This window comes from Marinococcus sp. LNSP9103-4 (assembly GCF_056034345.1).
On record NZ_JBQLIA010000006.1, the window covers coordinates 124223 to 147599 of the forward strand.

Below are 23377 nucleotides of genomic sequence, written 5' to 3' on the forward strand. Positions count from 1 at the left end.
CTTACTCAGGGCGGGCAGCTTTTTAAAATAGACGATGCTTGTAAGCATAAACAACTGCCTGGGTCCGGTCCTGCACCTGGAGCTTATGGAGGACACTGCTCACGTGTACCTTCGCTGTTTTGAGGGCAATAAACAGCTCTTCGGCAATTTCCATATTGGTTTTCCCCTCTGCAAGCAGCCGCAGCACCTCAAGCTCGCGTGCGGTCAGCTCCTCATGCAGCTCCCTTTGATCCCGCCGTTTCATGTTTGTCATCAGCTTTCCCGCTACTTCCGGCTCCAAAATCGACTGCCCGTCGTGTGTTTTCCGAATCGCCGCTGCGATCTCTCCGGCCCGGGAGGTTTTTAAAATATAGCTAACCGCTCCCGCTTCAAGCGCCGGGTAAACCTTTTCATCATCGATAAAGCTTGTGACAATAATAATTTTAGCTGCCGGCCAAGCCTCCATAATTTTCTCTGTCGCCTCAATGCCGTTCATATCATCCATCACCAGATCCATGAGGATAATATCCGGCCTGAGATCCAGAGCCAGCCTGACCGCTTCCCTTCCGCTTGAGGCTTCAGCGGTTACTTCCATATCCGGCTGCGTCGATAAATACGACGTCACCCCAATACGAACCATTTCGTGGTCATCTGCAAACAGGATCGTAATCATACCTCTTCCCCCTTCGACAGCCAGGGCACTTTAACATCGATGCGGCTGCCCTCTCCCGGCAGGCTCACTAAATGAAAGTGTCCGCCGATTTCCTCGGCCCGTTCCTTCATCGTACTCAGCCCGTAGCTGTCCGGTTTTTCTTCCTCCATATAAAACCCGACGCCGTTGTCCTGCACACGTAAAATGATAAATTCTTCGCGCTGCAGCAGCGACACCTTCAGCTCGGTCGCCTTCGCGTGGCGAAGCGTGTTGGAAATGGACTCCTGGCTGATCCGAAACAGCTGGTCCTCCACTCCCTTTTCAATTGGAAACGGTTCAATCACCTGCTTGATCTGCAGCGGCACCTTCGCCGTCAGATCGTTCAGCAGCTGAATGATTCCCTCCTGCAGCGATTGTTTATTCAACGCCGCCGGCCGCAGATGAAGAAGCAGCGCCCGCATTTCAAGCTGGGACTGGTTAATCATTCGCTCGATGGCCTGCCATTCCTTCGAAACCTCCCCCATGCCGGACCGCTCATTAACCGCAGATATCATCATGGAAGCCGCAAACAGCTGCTGGCTGACCGAATCATGGAGCTCCCGGGCAATCCGGTTCCTTTCCTGCGCAATAACCTCCTGCAGGCTCTTTTCCCGGTCCTCGGCCCGTTCTGTGGCCAGCTTCTGCCCGCGTTCCGCCTGCCCCTGCAGCTGACGTTCCACCGCTTCAAGCTCTGTGCGCAGCTCTTCTACTTCCCGGTACATCTCCGCCGGCCAGATATTTTTAGGGCTTCCTCTGCTCAACCGCTCCAGCACAGCCTGCAGCTGCTGCCAGCGGGCATTCCATGCCCGGAGCGTCAAAAACCCGAGAGCGGTGCCAAGCAGAACGATCAGTACGACAAGCAAAAAGCCATACGGCAGGCCACTCATGGTTTGTCCCATCAGCACGTCCCACATGTCAAAAGGCAGCAGCAAAAGAAGCGGAACGACGGTGGAGACGCTGATGAGAAAAGCCGCAGCGATCCCCCACCCGGCTGCTTTCACAAAGCTGTTCATCGCCGCTCCACCTCCAGATCCCCGCTGATAAGCGAGGTGAAAATATAAAGCGTGGAAGCTTCCTCATCTGTCGCAGGAGCGTGATAAGTGATCGTCTGGTTCCACCGCTTTGCTTCTTCTTTCCCAAACAGGCGCACGCGTCCGTACACTGTACTGTGGCGGATAATCACGTTCACTTCGTACGGCACATGGACAGTTACTGAGCCAAGGCCGTGACGGACGATAACCACCGCCTGCGCCGGCAGAACTGTATTGGTGGCATCAACAATTTTATCGCCCACGCCGCCGATCACGTTAATGTCCTTCCAGTGAAACGGCTTCCGTCCGACCTTCTCCCGCCCCCACAGACGGTTGCCAAGCAGCTGTGCCCGCTCATAATTTTCTACCCTGCCGGCCAGCTCTTCCACCTCTGCCTGTTCTTCGACAGGCTCCCTGGCCGACCGGCGCATCTGCAGCAGCAGTAGAACAAAAAAGGCAATTACCCAGAACTGTACAGCCCAGAGAGTGACCGCTGTAAGGCCCAGGCCGATCCACCCGATCCACCAGAAAATGGCTGAAAGCGTCCGCCTTTTCGTCCGCTTTCCAATAAAAATAAACAGGGCGAAAAAGAAGAGCACAGGCACTAAACCGGCTCCGTGCGAAAAAAATTCCAGTATGAACAGGAGGATTCCCGTAAAAAACACGAATTGGATCATCTTCGTTGATATATGAGAAAACATAGGAACCCTCCTTTGCTGTTTATGTAAGTTAAAAATAGAGACGCCCTGGTCAGCGTCTCTATTTTATCACGCTTTTTCCTGCTCCGCCTCTGTGTTCCGCTTTTCAAGACGGGCTACCCTTTCGTCGAAGGTGGAATGCTCGTACTCCTGCTGATGATGCTGCTCCATACTTTCTAAATACTGTTCCACTTCTTTAAAACGTGCTTCCGGTTCGCGGCCGCTCTCTTCGTATAGTTTAGAGATATTGTGATTGGCCCGGGCTACATTTTCCCGTCCCATCCACTCCATCCGTTTCAGACGCATATCCTTCAGCTTATACACCATTTCCTGATGCCGCCTCTCGAGTGTCTGCAGCTGCTCTTCTGCTTCTTTTTTCATCGTGGCAAGCTTTTGCGCCCGCTCGCCGTACTGTTCAATTTCCCTCAAAGCAATCTCATACAGCTCGTTCTCTTCGTAATGCTTTACCACCGCGGCCTGCTGCTTACGTTTATCAAGCATCTTTTCTGCTTCGTCCTGTTCGTGCTGAAACTCTTCAACCAGCCTGCGCTGACGGTCTGTAAGCCTGCTTACCTTTTCCGTTTCGCGCTCCGCTTCTTTAATATAGCGGTTGAGCGAAGCGATCGGATTGTCTATTTCCTTTTTCATGTTCCACCGCCCCCATTCCTGTTCGACATCCTCCTTGAACTGCTGCCAAATGCCCGCCATGGCTCTTTCCTCCTTTTTTATTTGCGCTTTAGTTTTTTCCATTCTTCTTCAAAGCCTGTGAACGGATCTTTCGTTCTGGTCCGGCGGTCAATATCCACTTCATCATCACTCCATTTTTTCACGCTCCAGTATATGGCATACAGACCGAGAAGCGCGATGACTGCATAGATGTTGGTGAGCGCAAGAAGTATCGCTGCAATGCCCACCACTACCCAGAAAACCCTCGCCGCAGTGGACGTGCTTTCCTGAAACTGGCGGTAGACGATATACGCCAGTGCCACTCCAGCTGCGAGCAAGAGCAGCGGCCCGAGGTTCGACAAAACGACAATTGCTGCGACTGTTATGAGTGCTGCTAATCCGATTTTTTTCCACATGGTATTTCCCCCTTCCTGTACTTCTATCCTACGCCGGTTTCCCGGCTTCCGGGAGCAGCCCGGGGTCTATCTTTTCTACGCCTCAAGGCGTATTTACCATAAAAAAAGCACCCTTTCTGTATAAAAGGGTGTTTACGCCTGGCTCTGCTGCCCTGCATTTTCAAGGGCCTCGATTGTCTTCTTTTTAAATGCATCGTCGACCGGACGACCGTCCGGACTCGAATAATTCAGCTGATTTTTCGCTGGGAGGTAAACATATCCCAGTGCTTCAAGCTCCCCGCAAAGTCCCGCCGGCAGCCTGCCGGACCCCGTCTGCCGTATAAAATGCTCTGTTACCGAGACTGTGACCTCTGTATCCGTCGATCCGGTGTTCAGTACGAATAAATCGTCCTCATTCTGCTTAATCCATTTTCCTTTGGAGAAGAGCGAAAATGTCGATGCTTCGAGGGCGGAGATGCCGCTGAGATTCACTCGGTACACGTCATTAATAACCTGCCGCACCATTTCACCGGACGGAGGGGACGGCAGCCGGGCGAGTGCATAATCAAGCAGTTCCTCTTTGCCGGCGGCCTCCCATTCTTTTTCAGTCCATGCTGCAAAAACAGATTGTGATCTCCGGGCCCCAGGGGCTTTCGGGTCCGCGGCAATACTCTGCAGGGATATGTCAAAAATCTCCGAAACGAGGCGTTCCACCACAGCCACGGTGAGTTTGTTTTCATTTTCCACTCTTTCATCCATCTGTTCTGCTTTTTTATTCATACCAGTTCCTTCTTTCAACTTGATATGTAAACGGTCCGGTTTTTTTATTTACTCGTTTCTTACCAGTCGGAATCCAATAGACTGCAGCGCTGTTTCCAGGCTTTTTTCGATCATAATATTTTCGCCGAGAATATCTTTTCGTATATCCTGAACAGCCATGTCCGGGCGGACGCCGGTTAGAATAGGGTCAATGCCCATCAGCTTCAGCGCCTGAATGACCTGGGAAATATACGTTGTGAACGTTTCGTTAAAAGCCGAAACACCAGACACATCGATCATAAAATAATCGTATTTCCCGCCGTACACTTCCTGCAGTACTGTTTCCATCAAACGGTTGGATCTTGCTTCATCCATCGCCCCTACGAGCGGGAGCACAGCGATCCCTTCGCCTATCGGCACAATCGGGTACCCGAGCACCTCTATTTTTTCATCCATGCGGTCTACGCGGATCAGATAGCTCAGTAAATTACCAAACGTCTGCATCAGCGAAATTTCTTCCTTCTTAAATTCACGCGGCTCGCGGTTCAATACGCACAGTGTGCCAAACGGGCCGCCGTCCTGGTCTTTAATGTACACGCCCAGAAAGGTATGTACATTGAAATTTTTCGGCATCAGCAGTTCTTTGGTTTCTTCATTACTCACTGCATCGGAAAAGTGAAAATACTCCTGATCATCATTTTTCAGTACGTATTGACAGAACGATGCTTCGTGCTCCACTTTCATTCCTTCAGAAACAAGATCATCCCCGCGTTTGTTGTAAGCACTCAATACGTCCATATAAGTATCTTCTTTTTTTGCAATATAAACAGAGTCCACCTGAAGGGACTCAGCGATCACGCTCATGATTTCTTCAGCCATCTCTTCAATGGAGAAAGTGTACCTGCTTGACGGCCCTGATGTTAAACTCACTTTTTCCCCTCCTGTTACATGAAGCTGATTTATATTTATTCCCTCTTTTGTTTTTAACTAATCTTTTTGTAAACACATTATGCCACCGATGAGTCTTTTTTAACAGGACTTAACCTGTAAATTTTTCTAATTTCAGTATTTTCTTGTTTCCCGGAAAAGTGTTCGTATAAAATATAAGAACAAACGTTCGTATATATGGTTTACTTTTTATCTTGAAGATGTCTTTTATAAACAACAGGGGTAAGGAGAGGAGGCATCTATGACACATTCATCATACGCTGATTCAAAAAGAGAAGCATGGGAAGCTTTCAAAGAGAAAAATCATTCGTTCCTGCGTACCCGGCTCATCCGCGAATTTCTGGAGGATGCTGTGCACCAGCAGCTGTTGAAACAGGCTTTAAACGATGATGCTGCCTGGGCACACAAAGCCATTGACCTATCTTTTAAGCGTTACTACCAGGATGTGGTCTGGCGTTCTTATATGTTAAAAACCCTGCACTGGGAAGCAATCCGCTACGATCGTTACCATCGCCGGCGCCAGCATCGGACTCCTCTGTCCGACCAGGAGGCCCTGTTTGAAGAAACCGGTTCATTTTACAGTGAGGACTCAGAGCAAAGCCTTGAAGAAGAGCTGCACCATTATCCGGTCTGGCTCGGCTTTCGTTCGCTGACTCCGTACCAGCAGTGGATTTTTTCTAAAAAATACAGCTGCGGGTGGAAGGATACAGACATTGCCAGCCACCTTCAAATCAGCCGCCAGGCAGTGTCAAACGCCCACCGAAAAGGTTTGAAGACACTTCGTTTTTATGCCGGGAAACGGGAGGAGCAGTGATGCACATTATTGATTCCAGTGCCGTTGTCGAACTGCTGGCCAATGTCGGCTTCCCCATCATTGTAACGTTTTATCTGCTTTTGCGGATTGAACAGCGGATTGAGCATTTGCGCCGGGATGTAAACCGTCTGGCTTGCTCTTCACCAAAAAAGGAGGAAACGATGCATGAGGACTAATAACCGGATCACAAAAAATCAGCGCATGAGCGAGGAAGCGCTGTATGAAGAGCTTCAAAAATTCGAACCATTCATTCAGCAGGCGCTTCGTCAAACTTCCTATCAGGAGCGTGAGGATCTTCAGCAGGAGCTCCGCCTGAAATGCATTGAAAAAATACTCACGTATGAACCGCCGGAAGTACCCGGCTTCTGGGAGTACAAACGCCGCTATGAGCAGCAGACGGACGAATAAACCGGCTCGCTCCATAAAAAACAACCGGACCAGCTGAAGGCCGGACCGGTTGCTACATATGTGCTATTCCATGTTGCTATGACGCCTGGCCATTTGCTCGTAGTCAGCTTCCCCGTGTGCATGGGCAGCAGCAATAATCAGACCGTCCAATATTAAATGCAGACTCTGATCGAACTGATTTCCCAACGGCTGAATCGTTTCCGGCTCATGTTCCAGCCGTTTTTTGGTTGCGGCAGAAACAGCGATAAAACCATCGCTGAGTTTTCCCAGGGAAGAATCCCGGTTGGTGGAGCAAACCAAAAGCTCTGCTCCGCTTTTTTTCGCCTGCTCCGCCGTATGAACGAGAATCGAAGTATTTCCTGAGCCGGATAATACTACAAGTAAATCTCCCTCACCCACGGAAGGGGTAATCGTTTCACCGACTACAAACACGTTATATCCACTGTGCATGAGACGCATTGCAAACATTTTTCCGACAAGACCGGAGCGCCCTTCACCGGCTACAAAAATTCTTGGAGCCCGGTTAAGCTTCGCTGCAGCCTGTTCTACTTCTTCTGCACGCACGCTGCCCACAACCTCTGTTATTTCCCGGGAAATAGTATTTAATACGTGTTCTGCATTCATAGCCTGTCTGCCTCCGATCGTATTTGTTCCGCTGCCTGCCGGGGGTTTATGCTTTTTGTAATAGCGCCTCCGATAATAACTACGTCTGGACGCGCCTCCTTGATTTTGTGAAGGTTATCCGCTTTTAAACCACCAGCTGCTGATACTTCCCAGTGCGGAAATGCCTGCAGCAGCTTGTAATAATCATTATCGCCTGCTCCTGCCTGCTGCATGTCTTTACCTATATGCAGCGAAGCACTGCGGATGCCAAGCTTATCGAGTTCCTCAAGCCGTTGTTTTTCCTGCACATTCAACAGATCCACAAAAGCTTTTTTACCGTATTCTTCAGCGGTCTCGAATACTGCCTGGATAGAAGCGTCCGATGCAAAAGCCATCACCGTCGTTACATCTGCGCCTGCCTCGAAGGCCTGGATTGTTTCTGCCATCGCTGCATCACACGTTTTCATATCCGCGACCAGTATTTTATCCGGATATTCCTGCTTCATCTGCCGGACGATGTCCATGCCATATTCTTTAATGACCCCCGTGCCTATTTCAATCCAGTCGATATACGCTTCGGTTTGATGAACGACATTAAAACACTCGTCCCAAGCTAACCGGTCCAACGCCAGCTGTATGTTCATTGCTTCCTCCTTTAACGCTCCACACGTTCTTCGTTCCCAAGCGCTGCTTCCACTTCTTCTAAAAGCGGCAGCCCTTCATTGTCGCCTGCTACCTGCACCACCTTTGCTCCAGCTACCGCGCCGATTCTCAAAGCCCTCTCCAGCGAATATCCCTGCAGCAGACCGTACAGCAAGCCGGCGTTGAAACCGTCTCCTGCTCCTACGGTATCAGCCACTTTTTCTACTTTTTCCGCCGGCTGATGCACGGTTTCCCTGCTTCCGTGTTTTCCGGCTGCTCCTTCACTGCCGTTTTTAATAACGACACGATCAATGCCATACGATTGAAAAGAAGCAAGGTGCTCTTCTATTGACTGTGCGCCGAACAGCATATCCGCTTCATCTCTTCCACTCAGCATGATATCTACGTATGGAAGCAGGGACCGGATGGCCTCCCCCGCCTCTTCTTGATCCCAAAGACGCAGACGGATGTTCGGATCCATAGCTGTAAGCACTCCCCACTCCCCTGCAAAACGCAACGCTTCCCGGAGCATCTCCACATTTTCCGGGCGGAGCGAAGCAAACACGCCGGTAATATAAAATACCTTCGGCTGCCCGGTCAGCTGTTCCTTCACATGCTGCAATGTTATTTCTTCTGTCGGTGATGGAAAGCGGTAGTAAAACGTACGCCCATTACCGTTTTCAAGCGTTTCTTTAAAATTCACGGGAGTAGCGTAGTCATCTTCAAAAGCTATTCCCGAAACGTCAATTCCTTCTCCGCGCAGGGTATTAAAAATATGGCGGCCAAATTCATCGCGGCCAAGGCGGCTGATCATCCCTGTCTGAAGCCCCAGGCGGGCGCAGCCGACAGCCACGTTTAATTCGGCCCCGCCGATTTTCCGCTCAAACTCAGTCGTAAAACGCATCGGCCCCCGCTGTTTCGGATTCATTGTAATCATTGCGTCGCCAATTGTAAGGATGTCCTGCATCTTTACTGCCTCCATTCTTATTCAAACGCATTCGGCAGCCACATGAAAATGCCCGGAACGAATGCAATTACTAAAATCACAACCAGAATCATGCCAATGTACGGAATCGTCGCTTTAAAGGAGCGGCTGATGGAAAGCCCGCCTATCGCACTTGCAAGCAGGAGGCACAGACCGTACGGAGGCGTCACGAGACCTACAGCCAGGCACATGAGTACGACGATCCCGATATGAATGGGATCGAGGCCGAGCTCTGATGCTGCCGGCAGTATAATGGGTACAAACAAAATGATTGAAGGCACAGTGTCCATAAACATACCGACAAATAAAAACAAAACGATAATCAGCACAATCAGAAGCCAAGCGTACGGTACCGACTCCTCGAAAAAGGAGGAAATGTGGGCTGGAATATTATTAAAGCTGATCAGTCGTCCAAGCGACGTGGCGGTCGCCAGCGCAAACAATGTAAGCGAGCTGAGCTTCAAGGTTTCAATAACGATCTCCGGCATATCCCGCAGGCGGATGCTTCTGTAAAAAAAGAACGCCAGAATAAACGAGTAAATGCAGGCGATGATCGACGCTTCGGTCGGTGTCACAAACCCGCCCATGATGCCAACAAGGATAATAATCGGTGTAAGCAGCGGTGGAAAGCTCCGGATGCCGTGTTTGACAATCGCCTTTGTATCGAGCCGGTCATGCTTCGGGTAATTATTTTTCTTCGAGATGACTGATATAAACAACATTAATCCAACGCCGATTAACAGTCCTGGAATAATTCCACCGATAAACATCTGACCAATCGACACCCCGGCCAGACTTCCGTAAATAACCATCGGAATCGATGGAGGAATAATCATGCCCATAGTGGAGGATGCAGCAGTTACAGCCACTGACGTTTCCGTGCTGTACTGCTCCTTTTTCATACTTGGGATCAGAATTTTCCCCACCCCTGCCGTATCAGCCGTAGACGCTCCGGATATGCCGCCGAAAAACATAGAAACGACGACGTTGGAGTGGGCCAGCCCTCCGCGGATATGGCCCACGAGTGAGACCGCAAACTGAATGAGCCGCTCGGAAATCTTACCACGATTCATGATATTTGCCGCAAAGATAAACAGCGGCACAGCAAGCAAAATAAAGGAGTTTAACCCGACGAACATTTGCTGGATAACAGCTTCAAGGGGGACCGTTCCCATAACGAGAAAACCAACATAGCTGACGATGCCAATCACAAATGCGATAGGAATGCCAAGTACCATTAATATTAAAAAGAGCAGTATTAATCCAATCGCGGTTATCATTTTTTATTCACCTCCACGACATTTTGGTAGTGACGCCAGTGGTCCATCGCATTCTGAAAAGCGAACAGTATGATTCCTGCTCCGGCAATTGGCACAGGCAGCCAAATGAAAAATTGACTGACTCCCGGCAGGTAGTTCAGCGTCCAGCTGCTGAACTGGGTCGTAATCTGCACCCCGTGGATGACAAACGCGAGACCGAACAGAACTAAAAAGAAATGGATAACTATCTGGAGCGCCAGCAGATATTTCCCGGACAGCTTCTCCAAAAGAATGCTCACGGTAAAGTGCTGCCGTTCTCTAACCATTGCTGCCGCTCCGAGCAGCACCATCCATATAAAGGCATATGTGGCCACCTCGGCTGACCAGAGGAAGGCCACTCCGGGAATGTAGCGGGTCATCACCTGGAGCGCTACGCATATAAAGAAAATCGAAAAGGCGGCTGCGCCTCCCCACAAAAATACTCGCTGTATTTTATCGATAAATTCTCTCATCTTCTCACCCACCTATTCATCCTTTAGTTCCTGGACCCTTTCGTATTCTTCTTCCATCCCGAGATTTTCTACAGCATCCCTGCGTACGCTTTCCGTCTGCCTGGTAAAGGCTTCTTTATCCACCTCGTTGATTTCCATGCCTTCTTCCTGAAGCTTTTGTTTATACTCACTGGCCAATTCCTCATCAGTTGCACGCGCAGTTTCAGTTGCCTCCTGTACCGCTGTATCAACTGCTTCCTGCTGTTCGGCATTCATACTGTCGTACGCTTCCTGGGTGGTGAAAAATACCCGTGTCGTAACGTCGTGCTCCGTGAGTGACAGATGATCCGCTACCTCGTAATGACTGGCTAAATAAATATTGGTGAAATCATTTTCTGCTGCATCCGTCAATCCATTCTGAAGCGCCTGATACATCTCGTTCCAGGCCACACTCGTCGGCTGGGAGCCAAGCGCCTGCCAAGTATTCGTCACCACCGGTGAATCCTGGGTCCGGACCGTTTTATTTTCCAAATCCTCCGGCGTTTCCACTGGCTGCGTGCCGTAATAATTACGCGTTCCTGCCGACCAGTAATCAAGCACTTTAAAATTTGATTTTTCTTCTGTCACACGTGCTACTTCATCGCCTACCTCGCCGTCCACTACCCGTTCCCAGTGCTCCCGGTCTTCAAAAAGATACAGAATGGAGAAAAAATCCACTTCTTTTACTTTTTGGGCCAAATACCCTGGAGAAGCGACCACCAGATCCACCGACCCGGTCTCCGCGCTCTGGGCAAGCTCTGCTTCGCTTCCGCCAAGCGACCCGTTCGTGTGTACCTCCACCGTAACGCTTCCATCGCTTTCTTCTTCTACGACTTCTTTAAATTCCCTCAAGCCGACAGCGTAGGGACTCTGATCATCGAGCTGGGTAGCGGCTACTAAATGAACATTTTCTTCAGCTCCGGCCGTGCTTTCAGTACTGGCGCTGCTGCAGCCGGCGAGCACTCCAGCGGCGAGCGCCATCATGGTAACGCTTACTTTTTTCATCATTCAAACCTCCTTTTATATTTTTGCTTCAGTGGAATCCCGTACATGAAAAGTTGTCTCATATATATATTCATGACTTAATTTCTCGGCCGGCACGCCCTCGTTCACCTGCTCCAGCAGAAGCTCTGCTGCTTTTTGCCCCATTTGATAGGCCGGCTGCTCAATGGTTGTTAGCGATGGGGAAAAGAAAGCAGCGTATTCCACTTCATCAAACGTTACCAGGGCAAGGTCTTTGGGAATACTGAGCTGTTGCTCTTTAGCAAATGTCAGTGCTTCTACGAGCATGCGGTCGTTAGAGATAAACAGCGCATCAGGAGGAGACTGCTGTTTCATCATTACCTTTAATGCCTCCTGAGCACCGCTGACTTCCCCGTGGTATGCAAGCTTTTTATTTTCAGCGATCCCCTCTGCCTCGAGCGCATCTTCAAACCCGCGGAAGCGTTCTTTTCTTGTGTTCATCTTCAGCTCTGGACCAATAAAACCGATATTGCGGTATTTTCTATCGGCTAAATGCTTTACCGCATCGTACGAAGCCTTATAATTATTCACCACTACAGAGGGGATTTCCGACTGCTCTACCGTTCTATCCAGAAATACTAACGGAATTTGATAGCTTAGAATGTCTTCATAATTTTTTCGGTCCTGACTGCTTGGGATAATAATCATTCCGTCAATCTGCTTTGCCATCAGCATATCAATGTACTGTTTTTCTTTCGTTTCGTCGTCATCGGCATTACAGATGATGACGTGATAATTGTATTTTATGCACATATCTTCAATCGCTCTGACCACAAGCGTGGAAAACCGGTGCACCACGTTCGCGATAATAACGCCGATCGTCGTCGTTTTCTGTTGTTTCAATCCTCTTGCAATCGCATTCGGCCGGTAGTTTAACCGGGCAATGGCCTGCTCGATACGTCCTTTTGTTTCTTCACCCATGTATGTAAAACGACCGTTCATAAACTGAGATACGGTACTTATGGAAACATTTGCTTCTTTTGCCACATCACGCAGCGTCACATTTTTACGCATAGTTTCCCTCCTGATAAAACGTTTTAGTAAAACGATTTATTTCATTCTAAAAGATACACCACTAAATTGCAAACGCTTTATTATTTTTTTTGCTTTTCGTAATCGGTTCCAGGGTTTACCTTTATCCAAATACTTCGTATACTGGTGAAGCTGCAATTAATTAGCATGCTAATTAAATTCAAAAGGAGCTTTCTTTTTTATGGAATCAGACCAGCTTATTCATATGATTCATCAGCGGTCGCGTACACTTTCGAACACGCTAAACGAAACGCTTGCCCCGTTTGGGCTGTCCCATGCGCAGTATATGATTATGTATGTGCTTGATACCGGCGGTTCGGCCACCCAGACGCATATGCGGAAATATCTGCAGGTGGAAGCGCCGACGATTGCCCGTACCATCGCCACGATGGATCGCAATGGGTGGATAGAAAAACGTCCCGGCGCAGACCGGCGTACGCAAGTCATCCACCTTACCGACAGCACGAAAAAAACACTTCCCGAAATTAAAGAACGAGTTGCAGAGGCAGAGAAGCGTTCGCTCGCTCGGCTGTCAGCTCAGGACCGGGAAGTTCTGCATGAGCTGCTTGGAAAAATTACGAACGAAAGGAGCGGGAAACAATGAGCCGTCATGACCATCCCATCTGGACGAAGGATTTTATTAGTATCACGATTACCAATTTCATGGTTTTCACCGTATTCTATTCTCTTTTAACTACACTGCCCCTTTTTGTTACCGGCAGCCTCGGCGGAACCAGTGCCCAGGGCGGGCTCATCGTCACGATTATGCTCGTTGCTACGATCATCACCCGGATATTTGCCGGTAAGATCATGGAAAAAACCGGGCGTAAACGGGCGCTGGTCTGGGGAGCCGCTGCATTTGTTCTCTGTACTTTTTTATACCTTTTTATCGATACGTATACGGGGTTGCTGCTGCTCCGCTTTGTGCACGGCATTCCTTTTGGCATTTTGAGCACAGCTACCGGCGCTATCGCTGCAGATGTTATCCCAAATGAGCGACGCGGGGAAGGCCTCGGTTATTTCACGACCTCCATGAATGTCGCCGTCGTTATCGGTCCATTCATCGGACTGACGCTGATACAGTTTGCTCCTTTTGCCCTTTTATTTATACTGCTCGGCATATTTATGATCGTTGGAGTCTGGTGCGCAGCCATTGCCCGGGATCCAGGAATTCCTGCCGCACCGCACACTGAAAAAAAGAAGCTGTCCATTCATGATTTTATCGAACTGCGGGCGCTTCCAATTGCTTCTATCGGGCTGCTTGCTTCTTTTTCCTACGCCGGTGTCATTTCATACATGTCCCTGTTTGCCGAAGCCATGGGTCTGATCCAGGTATCGAGTTTCTTTTTCCTCGTGTTCGCTGTGGTCGTCATTGCTTCACGCCCGGTGGCCGGGCCGTTATTTGATACCCGTGGGCCGGGCACTGTTCTGTACCCCTGTCTGCTGATTTTCGCCATCGGCCTCGTAACGCTCAGCTTCACCACGGCCGGATGGATGCTGCTGTTGTCTGCCGCTTTGATCGGCCTTGGCTACGGAACGCTTCTTCCTGGTTTTCAAACGATGTCCATTCAGGCGGCTGAGCCACACCGAAGCGGGCATGCCACCGCTACATTTTTTATTATGTTTGACTCCGGCATCGCTCTTGGCTCCTTTTTTCTCGGGCTTTTAGTGAATGCTGTCGGCTATCAGTATTTGTATCAAATTACGGCAGGTATTATACTGCTGACGATTGGGGCTTTGTATTTGTATTTCCGGACATCGTCGGTGGATGCCTATGAAGAAAAGAAGGCCTGACCCCTATAATATTATGTATATAAAAAAAGCAGGAGAGCTCCTGCTTTTTTTGTGTTACATATGATGATCACGCATTTTTTTATATAACGTTGTCCGGTGGATGCCAAGCTTTTTGGCAGCTTCTGTCTTATTGCCGTTTGCTTCTTCAAGCGCCTGCTTAATCATGGTCTGCTCCTGGGCCGATTTCTGGTCCTTCCAGTTTGCTGCGTTCGCGCTTTCGGTCCGGGCTGCCTGAACGGGCTCTGCGCCTTCGCGGGCTTTCACAGAAGAGATGGGAAGGTCTTCCGTACGTATTTTCCCGCCGTCGTGCATCGCAGAAAGCTGCTCAATAACATTCATCAATTCCCGGATGTTCCCCGGCCAGTCATACTGTTTCATGGCTTCCATAGCTTTATTTGTTATTTTTAGCGGCTTCACACCCAGCTCAGTGGAAAAATGCGTATTATAGTATTCCACCAGAAGCGGGAGATCTTCGGTCCGCTCGCGGAGCGGCGGGAGGCCTACGGGTACCACATGCAGGCGGTAATACAGGTCCCGGCGGAATTTCCCTTCCTCCACCAGCTGTTCAATATTTTCATTAGTAGCAGAAATGATCTTCATGTTTACTGGAATCGGGGCTGCGTTGCCAATCTTACGTACATACGAATCTTCAAGCACGCGCAAAAGAGCTGCCTGCATCGCCATAGACATATTGCCTACTTCGTCGAGAAACAGTGTGCCTTCATGAGCTGCTTCAAGCAAGCCAACAGCACCCTGCTGGGGCTGCATTGGGACTTCTTTTCCGAATAATTCTTCTTCAAGGTTAGCGTCCGGGATGGAGGCGCAGTTCACCGCTACAAATTCTCCTGTTCTGCCGCTTTCCTGATGAATCGCCTGGGCAAACAATTCCTTGCCTGTGCCCGTTTCTCCGGAAAGCCAGACGGGGGTTTTCGTTTTAGCGGCCCGTTTCGCTGTTTGGATCGCCCGGTGAACCTCTTCATTTTCCCCTATGATACGCCGGAAGGAGGCAATGGAGGGCCGGAAGGTAGGGGAAGAAGCCGTTTCAGACGTATGTAGCTCTTTTAACGCTTTTTCCGTCCAGACACCGGTGACTCTTCCCTTTTTGTTAACGACTGCGATTGGCGGATACTGCTGTTCCCATGATTCCGGAATCTGTCCTTCCGTAATCTGGGAAACTTCTAAGATCCATCCGTCCTTAATTTTTTTATCAAGGCTTTTTTCCTTGTAGATGTGATTCCACACTTTTGTTTCATCGAGAACACCCACTGGGCGACTGTCTTCATCCACTATCACGATTGCGTCTTTTTCTCCGTTCTTCCAAACCTTCAACACGTCAGACACTTCCGTTTTTGACGCCTCGAGCATTTGTGGTTCTACTACGAACTGTTTCCAGTATTCTACCTCTGCCACACTCCCTCATCCTTCCTGTTTATGAATTATTACCCCACTATTCCCTTCTGCTTCCCGAAAGAAACAACAGCTTTACTTCAAAGACAATTTTCTATTCTTTACGTAAAAAACGCCCCTCCCTATTCAGGAAAAGGCGTCAGCTGGTTCAGTTAAATAGTGAACAGGGAACTGTCTTTATTATCAAGAAGATCTACAGCTTTGGCGTTGCTTACCAGCTGCTCCGGCGTTTTGCAGCCGGGGATGACAGCATCCACACTTGAGTTGGCCAGGCACCAGGCAAGGGCCCACTGGGCAAGAGGCACATCATCCGGCAGACTCTCCTTGAGCCGCAGGGCTTCCTGAAGGGCTGCTTCCTGCTCATTTTGTGGATGACGGTGGCGGACATCATTCTCTTCAAAGGAAGCTCCAGGTGTATATTTTCCGCTCAAGTAGCCGCTCGCCATCGGGACTCTGGCGATAACACCGAGATTCTGGCGGTCACATTCCGGAAAAGCATCCTCGGCGTTGTGACGGTCAAGACGATTGTACACGAGCTGTATCGTTTCTGCACCGACAGCTTCTGCCTGCCTGATCTGATTCATGTAGTCCTGTTTTTTCACGGAAAGGCCAAGATGACGGATCTTGCCTGCTTTTTTCTGTTTATCGAGCATCGTCCACAGCTTATCATCCTGAAACTCTTCGTCTGTGCCCGAATGAAACTGGTAAAGATCAATGTAATCTGTCCGGAGCGCCCGGAGGGAGGCTTCGAGCTGCTTTTGCACATCCTCTGGATCATAGTGCCGGGTCCGGTCATTCGGCCCATGAAAATGATGGCCGAATTTGGAGGCTACAAACCACTGATCGCGGTCCTTTTGAATGGCTGTGCCGGTGAGTTCTTCCGCAAGATGGTCCCCGTAGCATTCAGCGGTATCAATAAAATTAAGGTTTTCCGTTCTTGCTGCTTCAAACAGACCATCGACTTCTTTCTGAGTAAAGGTTTTCCCCCATTCGCCGCCGAATTGATATGTTCCAATACCTACGACAGAAACCTCTTCGTTTGTTTTTCCAAGCGTGTTGTATTTCATGAGCTCTTAACATCCCTTTCTGCTTCTTTTATGCCTGCGGTCGTTTTACGCACGTGCAGCTCCGGATTTAAAATAACGGTTCGCGTCGTTTCGTTTTTGCCGCCGATCCGGTCCACAAGCATCTGGGTCACCAGCTGCCCCATTTCAAGGATGGGCTGCGCTACTGTAGTCAGCGGCGGATCACTCAGCGTAGCAATAAATGTATCATCAAAGCCCACAACCGACAAATCCTCGGGCACCCGGCGTCCTGCTTCTTTGCCTGCCTGAATACAGCCGATCGCTAAAAAGTCATTCAAAGCAAAAACTGCGGTAATATCCGGCTTATCCTGCAGAATCTGGCGCATGGATTGTTTAGCATCGTCAATCGAACTATTGCCTTTTACAATCACTGCTTCCTCCCGGTTTACCCCGTGCTCGTCGTACGCTTCGTAAAAGCCCTTCAGCCGCTCTGTATCACTCGAATTATTCATCTCGCCTACAACAAAAGCAATCCGGGAATGTCCTGCTTCGAGCAGATGCTTCGTAGCCGCGTATCCGCCCCGGTAATCATCAACGAGCACCGTATCTACGTTAATCTCGGAAGCATCTCTCGCCACGAGCGCGAGGGGAATGTTCTGTTTCATAAAATCCTGCAGCGCTTTCGTGTTTTGTATGCCTGTTCCCAGAATAATACCGTCCACTCTTTTTTGATTCAGCCACCACAAATATTGAATTTCTTTTTCTGGATTATTATCGGTATTGCATATAACAACATTGAACCCGCCGGCATGCCCTGTATCTTCCACGCTTCTCGCAAGCTCGGCAAAAAAGGAGTTGGCAATATCAGGAACCAGCAGACCGATCGTATTCGTCTGCTTTCCTGTCAGGGCAGAAGCCACCGTGCTCGGCTGATAATCAAGCTCATCCATAATAGCGAGCACCCGCTGTTTGGTTTTCTCCCCTATTTTTCCTTTGTTGTTAATCACCTTTGACACTGTAGCGATCGAAACTTCGGCCCGCTCAGCGATGTCGTAAATTGTCGGTCTCATTTTATCTTCCTCATTTTTGTCGTTTCGTTTATTATAAATCCTCCGTTCCTTCCTATCCACCGGGAGAGCCTTTTCTTTTAAGCTTTCTGGCCCAGGAGAAAACAAAATTCACTGCGAACCTCCGGAAGTGCAGGCTCCCTGAAGCAGAAAAAAGCATTTCGATATTCACTCGAAATGCCTTCGTTCGTTTATCTGCCGGCTTTTTCCCCGTATTTTTCCAGGATCCTGTCCATCGTTTCATCCAGATGATCCTTCGCCATTTTCGCATATTTATACGGCGGGGCAACGTCTGGATCCTGTTCTGCTTCTACTACTGTCCATCCCCGATAGCCCCGTTTCATCAGTTCTTCAAGGACAGGCGCAAAATCGATGCAGCCGTCGCCGGGAACGGTGAACAGGCCTTCGAGTACAGCTTCCCGGAACGTCAGGTTTTCTTTAATCGTCCTGTTCCAAATGTCTTCCCGTACGTCCTTGTAGTGTACGTACTTAATGCGGTCGTAGTAGCGCGTCAGCTGATCCATCGGGTCGTAGTTGCCGAAAAAGGCATGTCCGGTATCATACAGCAGCGATACAGCATCCTTGTCGGTTTCTGCCATCAGGCGGTCCACGTCCTCGCGTTGTTCTACAATCGTCCCGGCATGCGGATGATACACGAGCTCGAGTCCGTATTTTTCCGCGATGCGCCCGGCTTCGTTCAAGCCGTCCACCATGCTTTTCCACTGTGCTTCTGACGGTGCTGTAATTTTTGCTTTGTCAGGATCATCTTTATCCCAGTGCATCGAGTTGCCCATTTCACACACAATTACGTATTCGCAGTCCATGTCTTTCAAAAACCGGACCCATTCTTCGAAATCGCGGACTTCCTGTTCCTTATGCTGCAGATTGGAAAACTGCGTGCCGACGAATTTACTGGCAAGCGTAATATCGTGCGCTTCGAGAATTGCTTTTAATTCGTCAAGGTTACGTGGAAAGGTGCGACCCATTTCCGTCGCTTCGTACCCGATTTCCCGCATTTCTCCTAAAATCTGATCCAGTGAATAGTGGTCTCCCAGTCCCGGAATATCATCATTCACCCAGCTGATAGCTGCAATTCCGAGATGGAACTCGTAGTTCCCAAGCCCCGCCATATGCTGCACCCCTTTTCTTATCATTTCGTTATATTTTCCGTGTCTATTTAGTCGGTATAAACTTTATCCTGGTGAACATCCTTCATATAAATGCGTTCTCCGTTGTGTTTAAATGATTCGGTGGCCGCAAGCGCTACCTGCATATTGATTTTGGAATCCAGTGAAGTGACCCTTGGCTCCTCGGCTCCTTTGACGCATTTAATAAATTGTTCGAGCTCGAGAATATAAGCTTCCCGGAACCGTGTCTGGAAATTTGGCACAATCTCGTGGTTGCTTCCCGAGCTGCTTTGCACTGTCACATCGCTGTTACGGAGCGAACCGACAAAGATCGCTCCTTCGGTGCCGATAATCTCTGCCCGTATGTCATGGCCGTACGGAGACGTTCTGCTTGCTTCTACATCCCCGGCTCCTCCGTTTTCAAATTCCAAATACGTAATCGCCTGATCGACATCTCCGTATTCTTCCATGAAGGAATTGATAAGAATGCGGCCGTGGCCGGAAACTGAAGAAATTTCCGAGCCCATTAAATACCGGGCCATATCGTAGTCATGAATGGAGCAGTCCAGAAATATGCCGCCGCTGTTTTTAATGAAAGAGGCAGGCGGTGAGCCGCTGTCTCTGGAGAAGCCTTTAAAATAAATCGGTTTGCCGATTTCTCCGGCTTCAATACGCTCCTTGGCATCATGAAAACCAGGGTCGTACCTTCTCATGAAGCCGACCTGGCAGACAACGCCGGTCTCTTCAACGACTTTGATCACCTCTTCGGCTTCTGCCACCGTGGAGGTCAGCGGCTTTTCCACAAAGATCTGCTTGCCGCTGCGGGCGGCTTTTGTAATCATGTCAGCGTGCGTACTAGTCGGCGTTACAATCACTACTGCGTCCACTTCCTGATCGGCAAACACTTCTTCAGGGTCAGACGTCCAGCGTTCCACCCCAAGCTGTTCAGCCACCATTTCGGCATGCTCGGCGAGTGGATCACACACCAGTATCAGCTCGGCTCCTTTTACTTTGTTCATCATGTTGCTTGCATGAAACAGTCCCAGCCGTCCGAGTCCGAGCACCGCTACTCTTATATCGTTCTGTGCCATTTGCGCACCTCCTGTGTTTTTCCTGTCCGCCTGACTTAGCTGCTCTTCTTTATGGCCTCTGGCCACTCCTTTTCTCTTTATCTTAAGAAATTACTTTATTTAACCGGTCGGCAATATTTATTTCTTTACCGGTTTTAGCGCTTTCATAAATGCTTGTTAACAGGAAGGTTGATTTGTACGCTTCCTCTGCATTTACCGGCGGTTCTGTACCGTTGACCAGAGCATCAATGAACAGCCGGTTTTCTTCTTCATATCCCCATTTTTTACTGACAGGCATAAGGTGGTAATCCGAGGAATCAATCTCCCCTTCAAGGCCGCAGGCAATTTTCACCGTTTCGAGTTCAGCGGTTGACGCCGTACTGTATTTGCCGTAAATTTCAATCGCTTCAAACGGGAAGCTCCATCCGGAATGGGCGAAGGTGTTGAACGTCATGACCAGGCCGGATTCAAAGGTTAAAAGAATCGCAAAGTTATCAAGCTCGCTGTCTGACACGGCCTGTGTTGCTTCGCATTTCACTTTCTTTACTTCCCCGAAATAATAGCGGCAGAGATCCATCAAATGAAACGGCGTTTCATATAAAAAGCCTCCAGTCTTCGTTGGATCTGAAGTCCAGGCAGGATGCAGCAGCTCTCCCCGGTTCATTTTGAAATGGGCGGAGTACGCATCCAGCTGCCCCGAATCCATGTAGCTTTTAATTTTTTTATACACATAGGCATACCTGCGGTTCATGCCAAGATTGTAGCAGCCTTTAGACTCCCGGGCGGCATCGCTTATCTGTTTTGCTTCTTCCTCCGAGGTGGCCATTGGCTTTTCGCTGAAGACGTTTACATTATTCTTCAAGCAATGAAGAACCGGACTGACATGCATCGTGTTTGGCGTGGTGACGTAGACCGTGTTCACACCAAGTGCAATCAGCTCTTCGATGGAGCCCGCTGTTTGAACTTCCGGGCCTGCTTCTGCGGCCAGCTCCTTCGCCTTTTCTTCAAAAATATCAGCAATTCCAACGATTTCGACCCGTTCATCCTGCTTTAAAAGAGCAGCATGCACTGCAGCAATGTGCCCCGCTCCCAGTATTCCAACCTTTACTTTATCCACGACCTAGAACCTCCTGCACTGTTTTTTATAGTTATTATAATTGTTTTTGAGTAAGCGCTTAACTTATGTTTATACTATCGTTTCCTTTCAGGTAATTCAAGGGGTAAACGGAAAAAATGTAAGCGATTTATCAAAAAGATAATTTCCAGTTAAAAAAAGCGTCCAAAGCCGGAGCTCTGAACGCGTTTAACCATTTAATATTTCCGGGCATGCTGCAGCTGCTTTTCTTTTTCTTCAAAGGACTCCCGTACACTTTCACGCTCAGAAACCTCTGAAACCCCGACGTGCCACCAGGATTCATAATCCCCGGTCATCGTCTTCGGCAGCACCTTTACATCAATCAGCGTAGACACCGTCTGCTTTTTCGCGTCAGCGATAGCTTCTTTCAACCCTTGCTCCGTCGTGACCCGGTACGTTTTCAGGCCGTAGCCTTCAGCTACTTTTGCATAGTCAATATGCATCACACTGCCGCACATTTCATCCTTTGCTTCATCACGATGGCGAAACTCTGTGCCAATGCTCTGCATACCGTTGCCCATCTGCAGATTATTAATGCAGCCGTAGCCGGAATTGTCGAACAGCATCACGTTAATTTTTTTGTTTTCCTGGACGCTTGTAACCATTTCCGAATGCAGCATCAAAAAGCTGCCGTCCCCGACCATGGCGTATACTTCCTTGTCGGGCTCTGCGAGTTTGGCCCCGAACGCCCCGGAAATTTCATAGCCCATGCAGGAATAGCCGTATTCCATGTTGTACCGGTATTTCTGGCTGGACTCCCAAAGGCGCTGCATGTCGCCAGGCAGACTTCCGGCCGCTCCGACGGCTACAGCGTCTTCATCGATTTCCCGGTTCACAATACCAAGTGCTGTCGTCTGCGCCAGATCCGTACCAAGCACTTTACGGTACTCCTGCAGCTCCTCATCAAGATGACCGGCGATTTCCGGCGTAAATCCTTCTTCTGTGTAGCGGACAGAATAAAGCCGCTCTTTTTCCGTGGCCCAGGCCGCCTTTGCCTCTTCGGTCTCTTTTTGAAATTCAGACGTATAGTCCCCGGTTTCGTTTACCAGCGCGTCAATTACAGCCTGAGCGTCCCCGATTAATGGGGCTGCATCCATTTTCACCCCGTGAAATTCCGACACGTTGATTGAAATAAATTCGACATTTTCGTCCTGGAACAGCTGCTTCGAGGAGGTGGTAAAGTCAGCCAGACGCGTACCTACTGCAATAATAACATCCGCCTTCGGAGCCAGCGTATTCGCTGCCAGGTTACCGGTTACCCCAAGACCGCCGACATTCCACTCATGCGTGCTTTCCACCGCACTCTTGCCGGCCTGCGTCTCTGCGATTGGCACGTTCCAGGCTTCAGCCATTTTTTTCAGGCTCTCTCCCGCCTCTGAATAACGCACGCCTCCACCGCAAATAATAAACGGACGCTTTTTGCTCCGGATTAAAGCTGCTGCTTCCTTCACCGAACGTTCATCCGGCACTTTTCTCGAAACACGGTGAACACGTTTCTGGAAAAACGATTCCGGAAAATCGTACGCTTCCCCCTGGACGTCCTGTGGCACGGACACGGTAACAGCGCCGGTTTCTGCCGGATTTGTTAATACACGCATCGCCTGGATTAAGGAGCTCATCAGCTGTTCGGGCCTTGTTATACGGTCCCAGAACTTACTTACCGGACGGAACGCATCGTTAGTGGAAAGCGTTAAGTCGTGAGGCTGCTCCACCTGCTGCAGCACCGGGTCCGGCTGGCGGCTTGCGAAGATGTCTCCCGGAAAAAGAAGCAGCGGCACGTTGTTTACTGTCGCCACACTTGCCGCTGTCACCATATTGGCAGAGCCAGGTCCGACTGAAGACGTGCAGGCGATGATGCGTTTGCGATTGTTCTGTTTAGCATACGATATAGCCGCATGCCCCATCCCCTGCTCGTTTTTTCCCTGGTACACCCGGAGCCGCTTCGCTTCAGAAAGAGCCTGGCCGAGGCCAAGAACGTTACCGTGGCCGAAAATCGTAAACATTCCATCTACAAATGGAATTTCCTCGCCGTCCCATTCAATATACTGCTGCTCCAAAAAACGTACGATTGCCTGTGCTGTCGTTAATACGGGCATAAAAATCCCCTTCCTGTTGTCGTTTTATAGAAGAAAAAACTGCCTTCTCCTCTCTCAGAATAGAAAGGAAAGAGAAGACAGTCCGGGTGTTGTGCTATTGGGCTGAAGCTATACGTTTACCAGCGGGCGGTGACCATTTTCTTGCGGGTGTAGAACTCCACGCCGTCCTTGCCGTTCGCATGCAGGTCGCCGT

26 protein-coding genes are annotated in these 23377 nt (G+C 49.5%); 5 read left to right on the forward strand and 21 right to left on the reverse strand.

Features of this window, described 5'->3' with window-relative positions; translation table 11 throughout:
• Window positions 1-22 precede the first annotated feature (22 nt).
• From ACTRXG_RS06555 to ACTRXG_RS06585, 7 genes are all read right to left on the reverse strand, one after another.
• Window positions 23-652: a response regulator gene (locus ACTRXG_RS06555; RefSeq protein WP_474284367.1), complete on the reverse strand. Its 630-nt coding sequence runs from the start codon at window positions 650-652 to the stop codon at window positions 23-25.
• Complete coding sequence (locus ACTRXG_RS06560; RefSeq protein ID WP_474284368.1) at window positions 649-1683, reverse strand: sensor histidine kinase; 1035 nt, start codon at window positions 1681-1683, stop codon at window positions 649-651. Before ACTRXG_RS06560 ends, ACTRXG_RS06555 begins: the two co-directional genes overlap by 4 nt.
• Window positions 1680-2402: a cell wall-active antibiotics response protein LiaF gene (gene liaF / locus ACTRXG_RS06565; RefSeq protein WP_474284369.1), complete on the reverse strand. Its 723-nt coding sequence runs from the start codon at window positions 2400-2402 to the stop codon at window positions 1680-1682. Before liaF ends, ACTRXG_RS06560 begins: the two co-directional genes overlap by 4 nt.
• A 66-nt stretch (window positions 2403-2468) precedes the next feature.
• Window positions 2469-3107 carry a PspA/IM30 family protein gene (locus tag ACTRXG_RS06570; protein ID WP_474284370.1) on the reverse strand — a complete coding sequence of 213 codons (639 nt, stop codon included), beginning with the start codon at window positions 3105-3107 and terminating at the stop codon, window positions 2469-2471.
• Between the two features lie 17 nt (window positions 3108-3124).
• Entirely contained in the window at window positions 3125-3481 is a 357-nt protein-coding gene (locus ACTRXG_RS06575) for a lmo0954 family membrane protein (RefSeq protein ID WP_474284371.1), read from the reverse strand.
• A 132-nt stretch (window positions 3482-3613) separates the two neighbouring features.
• Window positions 3614-4240: a hypothetical protein gene (locus ACTRXG_RS06580; protein WP_474284372.1), complete on the reverse strand. Its 627-nt coding sequence runs from the start codon at window positions 4238-4240 to the stop codon at window positions 3614-3616.
• Between the two features lie 48 nt (window positions 4241-4288).
• Entirely contained in the window at window positions 4289-5149 is an 861-nt protein-coding gene (locus ACTRXG_RS06585; RefSeq protein WP_474262405.1) for a GAF domain-containing protein, read from the reverse strand.
• A 259-nt stretch (window positions 5150-5408) separates the two neighbouring features.
• Here ACTRXG_RS06585 and ACTRXG_RS06590 point away from each other — a divergent pair, with 259 nt between their 5' ends.
• From ACTRXG_RS06590 to ACTRXG_RS06600, 3 genes are read left to right on the forward strand one after another with little or no spacing between them, the layout of a single operon-like run.
• Window positions 5409-5981, forward strand: a complete 573-nt coding sequence (locus ACTRXG_RS06590) for an RNA polymerase sigma factor (RefSeq protein ID WP_474262406.1) — start codon at window positions 5409-5411, stop codon at window positions 5979-5981.
• Window positions 5981-6157 (forward strand): YvrJ family protein, encoded by a 177-nt coding sequence (locus ACTRXG_RS06595; RefSeq protein ID WP_474262407.1) that lies wholly within the window; start codon window positions 5981-5983, stop codon window positions 6155-6157. The genes ACTRXG_RS06590 and ACTRXG_RS06595 overlap by 1 nt, the downstream gene beginning before the upstream one ends.
• A gap of 25 nt (window positions 6158-6182) precedes the next feature.
• Window positions 6183-6389 carry a helix-turn-helix domain-containing protein gene (locus ACTRXG_RS06600; RefSeq protein WP_091613403.1) on the forward strand — a complete coding sequence of 69 codons (207 nt, stop codon included), beginning with the start codon at window positions 6183-6185 and terminating at the stop codon, window positions 6387-6389.
• 63 nt (window positions 6390-6452) lie between these two features.
• On the opposite strand, the gene hxlB is transcribed toward ACTRXG_RS06600, so the two are convergent.
• The 7 genes from hxlB to ACTRXG_RS06635 are packed head-to-tail and all read right to left on the reverse strand — an operon-like array spanning window position 6453 to window position 12445.
• Complete coding sequence (hxlB, locus tag ACTRXG_RS06605) at window positions 6453-7013, reverse strand: 6-phospho-3-hexuloisomerase (protein ID WP_474284373.1); 561 nt, start codon at window positions 7011-7013, stop codon at window positions 6453-6455.
• On the reverse strand, window positions 7010-7636 hold the full coding sequence (hxlA, locus tag ACTRXG_RS06610) for a 3-hexulose-6-phosphate synthase (RefSeq protein ID WP_474284374.1): 627 nt from the start codon (window positions 7634-7636) through the stop codon (window positions 7010-7012). The genes hxlB and hxlA overlap by 4 nt, the downstream gene beginning before the upstream one ends.
• Window positions 7637-7647: 11 nt before the next feature.
• Complete coding sequence (locus ACTRXG_RS06615) at window positions 7648-8601, reverse strand: sugar kinase (protein ID WP_474284375.1); 954 nt, start codon at window positions 8599-8601, stop codon at window positions 7648-7650.
• A 17-nt stretch (window positions 8602-8618) separates the two neighbouring features.
• On the reverse strand, window positions 8619-9899 hold the full coding sequence (locus ACTRXG_RS06620) for a TRAP transporter large permease (RefSeq protein WP_474262411.1): 1281 nt from the start codon (window positions 9897-9899) through the stop codon (window positions 8619-8621).
• Entirely contained in the window at window positions 9896-10390 is a 495-nt protein-coding gene (locus ACTRXG_RS06625; protein WP_474262412.1) for a TRAP transporter small permease, read from the reverse strand. The genes ACTRXG_RS06620 and ACTRXG_RS06625 overlap by 4 nt, the downstream gene beginning before the upstream one ends.
• A gap of 12 nt (window positions 10391-10402) precedes the next feature.
• The gene (locus ACTRXG_RS06630) at window positions 10403-11416 is read right to left on the reverse strand and encodes a TRAP transporter substrate-binding protein (RefSeq protein WP_474284376.1); all 1014 of its coding nucleotides are present in this window, start codon (window positions 11414-11416) and stop codon (window positions 10403-10405) included.
• Between the two features lie 12 nt (window positions 11417-11428).
• Window positions 11429-12445 (reverse strand): LacI family DNA-binding transcriptional regulator, encoded by a 1017-nt coding sequence (locus ACTRXG_RS06635; protein WP_474284377.1) that lies wholly within the window; start codon window positions 12443-12445, stop codon window positions 11429-11431.
• Window positions 12446-12644: 199 nt separating this feature from the next.
• Between ACTRXG_RS06635 and ACTRXG_RS06640 the strand changes: the two genes are divergently transcribed.
• Window positions 12645-13067 carry a MarR family winged helix-turn-helix transcriptional regulator gene (locus tag ACTRXG_RS06640; protein WP_474284378.1) on the forward strand — a complete coding sequence of 141 codons (423 nt, stop codon included), beginning with the start codon at window positions 12645-12647 and terminating at the stop codon, window positions 13065-13067.
• Complete coding sequence (locus ACTRXG_RS06645; RefSeq protein ID WP_474284379.1) at window positions 13064-14257, forward strand: MFS transporter; 1194 nt, start codon at window positions 13064-13066, stop codon at window positions 14255-14257. The genes ACTRXG_RS06640 and ACTRXG_RS06645 overlap by 4 nt, the downstream gene beginning before the upstream one ends.
• A gap of 54 nt (window positions 14258-14311) precedes the next feature.
• Here the strand turns inward: ACTRXG_RS06645 and ACTRXG_RS06650 are convergent, their stop codons facing one another.
• The 7 genes from ACTRXG_RS06650 to iolD form a co-directional block, all read right to left on the reverse strand.
• The gene (locus ACTRXG_RS06650; RefSeq protein ID WP_474284380.1) at window positions 14312-15667 is read right to left on the reverse strand and encodes a sigma-54 interaction domain-containing protein; all 1356 of its coding nucleotides are present in this window, start codon (window positions 15665-15667) and stop codon (window positions 14312-14314) included.
• Between the two features lie 149 nt (window positions 15668-15816).
• Window positions 15817-16731: an aldo/keto reductase gene (locus ACTRXG_RS06655; RefSeq protein WP_474284381.1), complete on the reverse strand. Its 915-nt coding sequence runs from the start codon at window positions 16729-16731 to the stop codon at window positions 15817-15819.
• Window positions 16728-17759 (reverse strand): LacI family DNA-binding transcriptional regulator, encoded by a 1032-nt coding sequence (locus ACTRXG_RS06660; RefSeq protein WP_474284382.1) that lies wholly within the window; start codon window positions 17757-17759, stop codon window positions 16728-16730. Before ACTRXG_RS06660 ends, ACTRXG_RS06655 begins: the two co-directional genes overlap by 4 nt.
• A gap of 188 nt (window positions 17760-17947) precedes the next feature.
• Window positions 17948-18886, reverse strand: a complete 939-nt coding sequence (gene iolE, locus ACTRXG_RS06665; protein ID WP_474282102.1) for a myo-inosose-2 dehydratase — start codon at window positions 18884-18886, stop codon at window positions 17948-17950.
• A 47-nt stretch (window positions 18887-18933) separates the two neighbouring features.
• Window positions 18934-19974, reverse strand: a complete 1041-nt coding sequence (iolG, locus tag ACTRXG_RS06670; RefSeq protein WP_474261385.1) for an inositol 2-dehydrogenase — start codon at window positions 19972-19974, stop codon at window positions 18934-18936.
• 82 nt (window positions 19975-20056) lie between these two features.
• On the reverse strand, window positions 20057-21070 hold the full coding sequence (locus tag ACTRXG_RS06675) for a Gfo/Idh/MocA family protein (protein ID WP_474284383.1): 1014 nt from the start codon (window positions 21068-21070) through the stop codon (window positions 20057-20059).
• A 194-nt stretch (window positions 21071-21264) separates the two neighbouring features.
• Entirely contained in the window at window positions 21265-23184 is a 1920-nt protein-coding gene (gene iolD, locus ACTRXG_RS06680; RefSeq protein ID WP_474284384.1) for a 3D-(3,5/4)-trihydroxycyclohexane-1,2-dione acylhydrolase (decyclizing), read from the reverse strand.
• Window positions 23185-23377 lie beyond the last annotated feature (193 nt).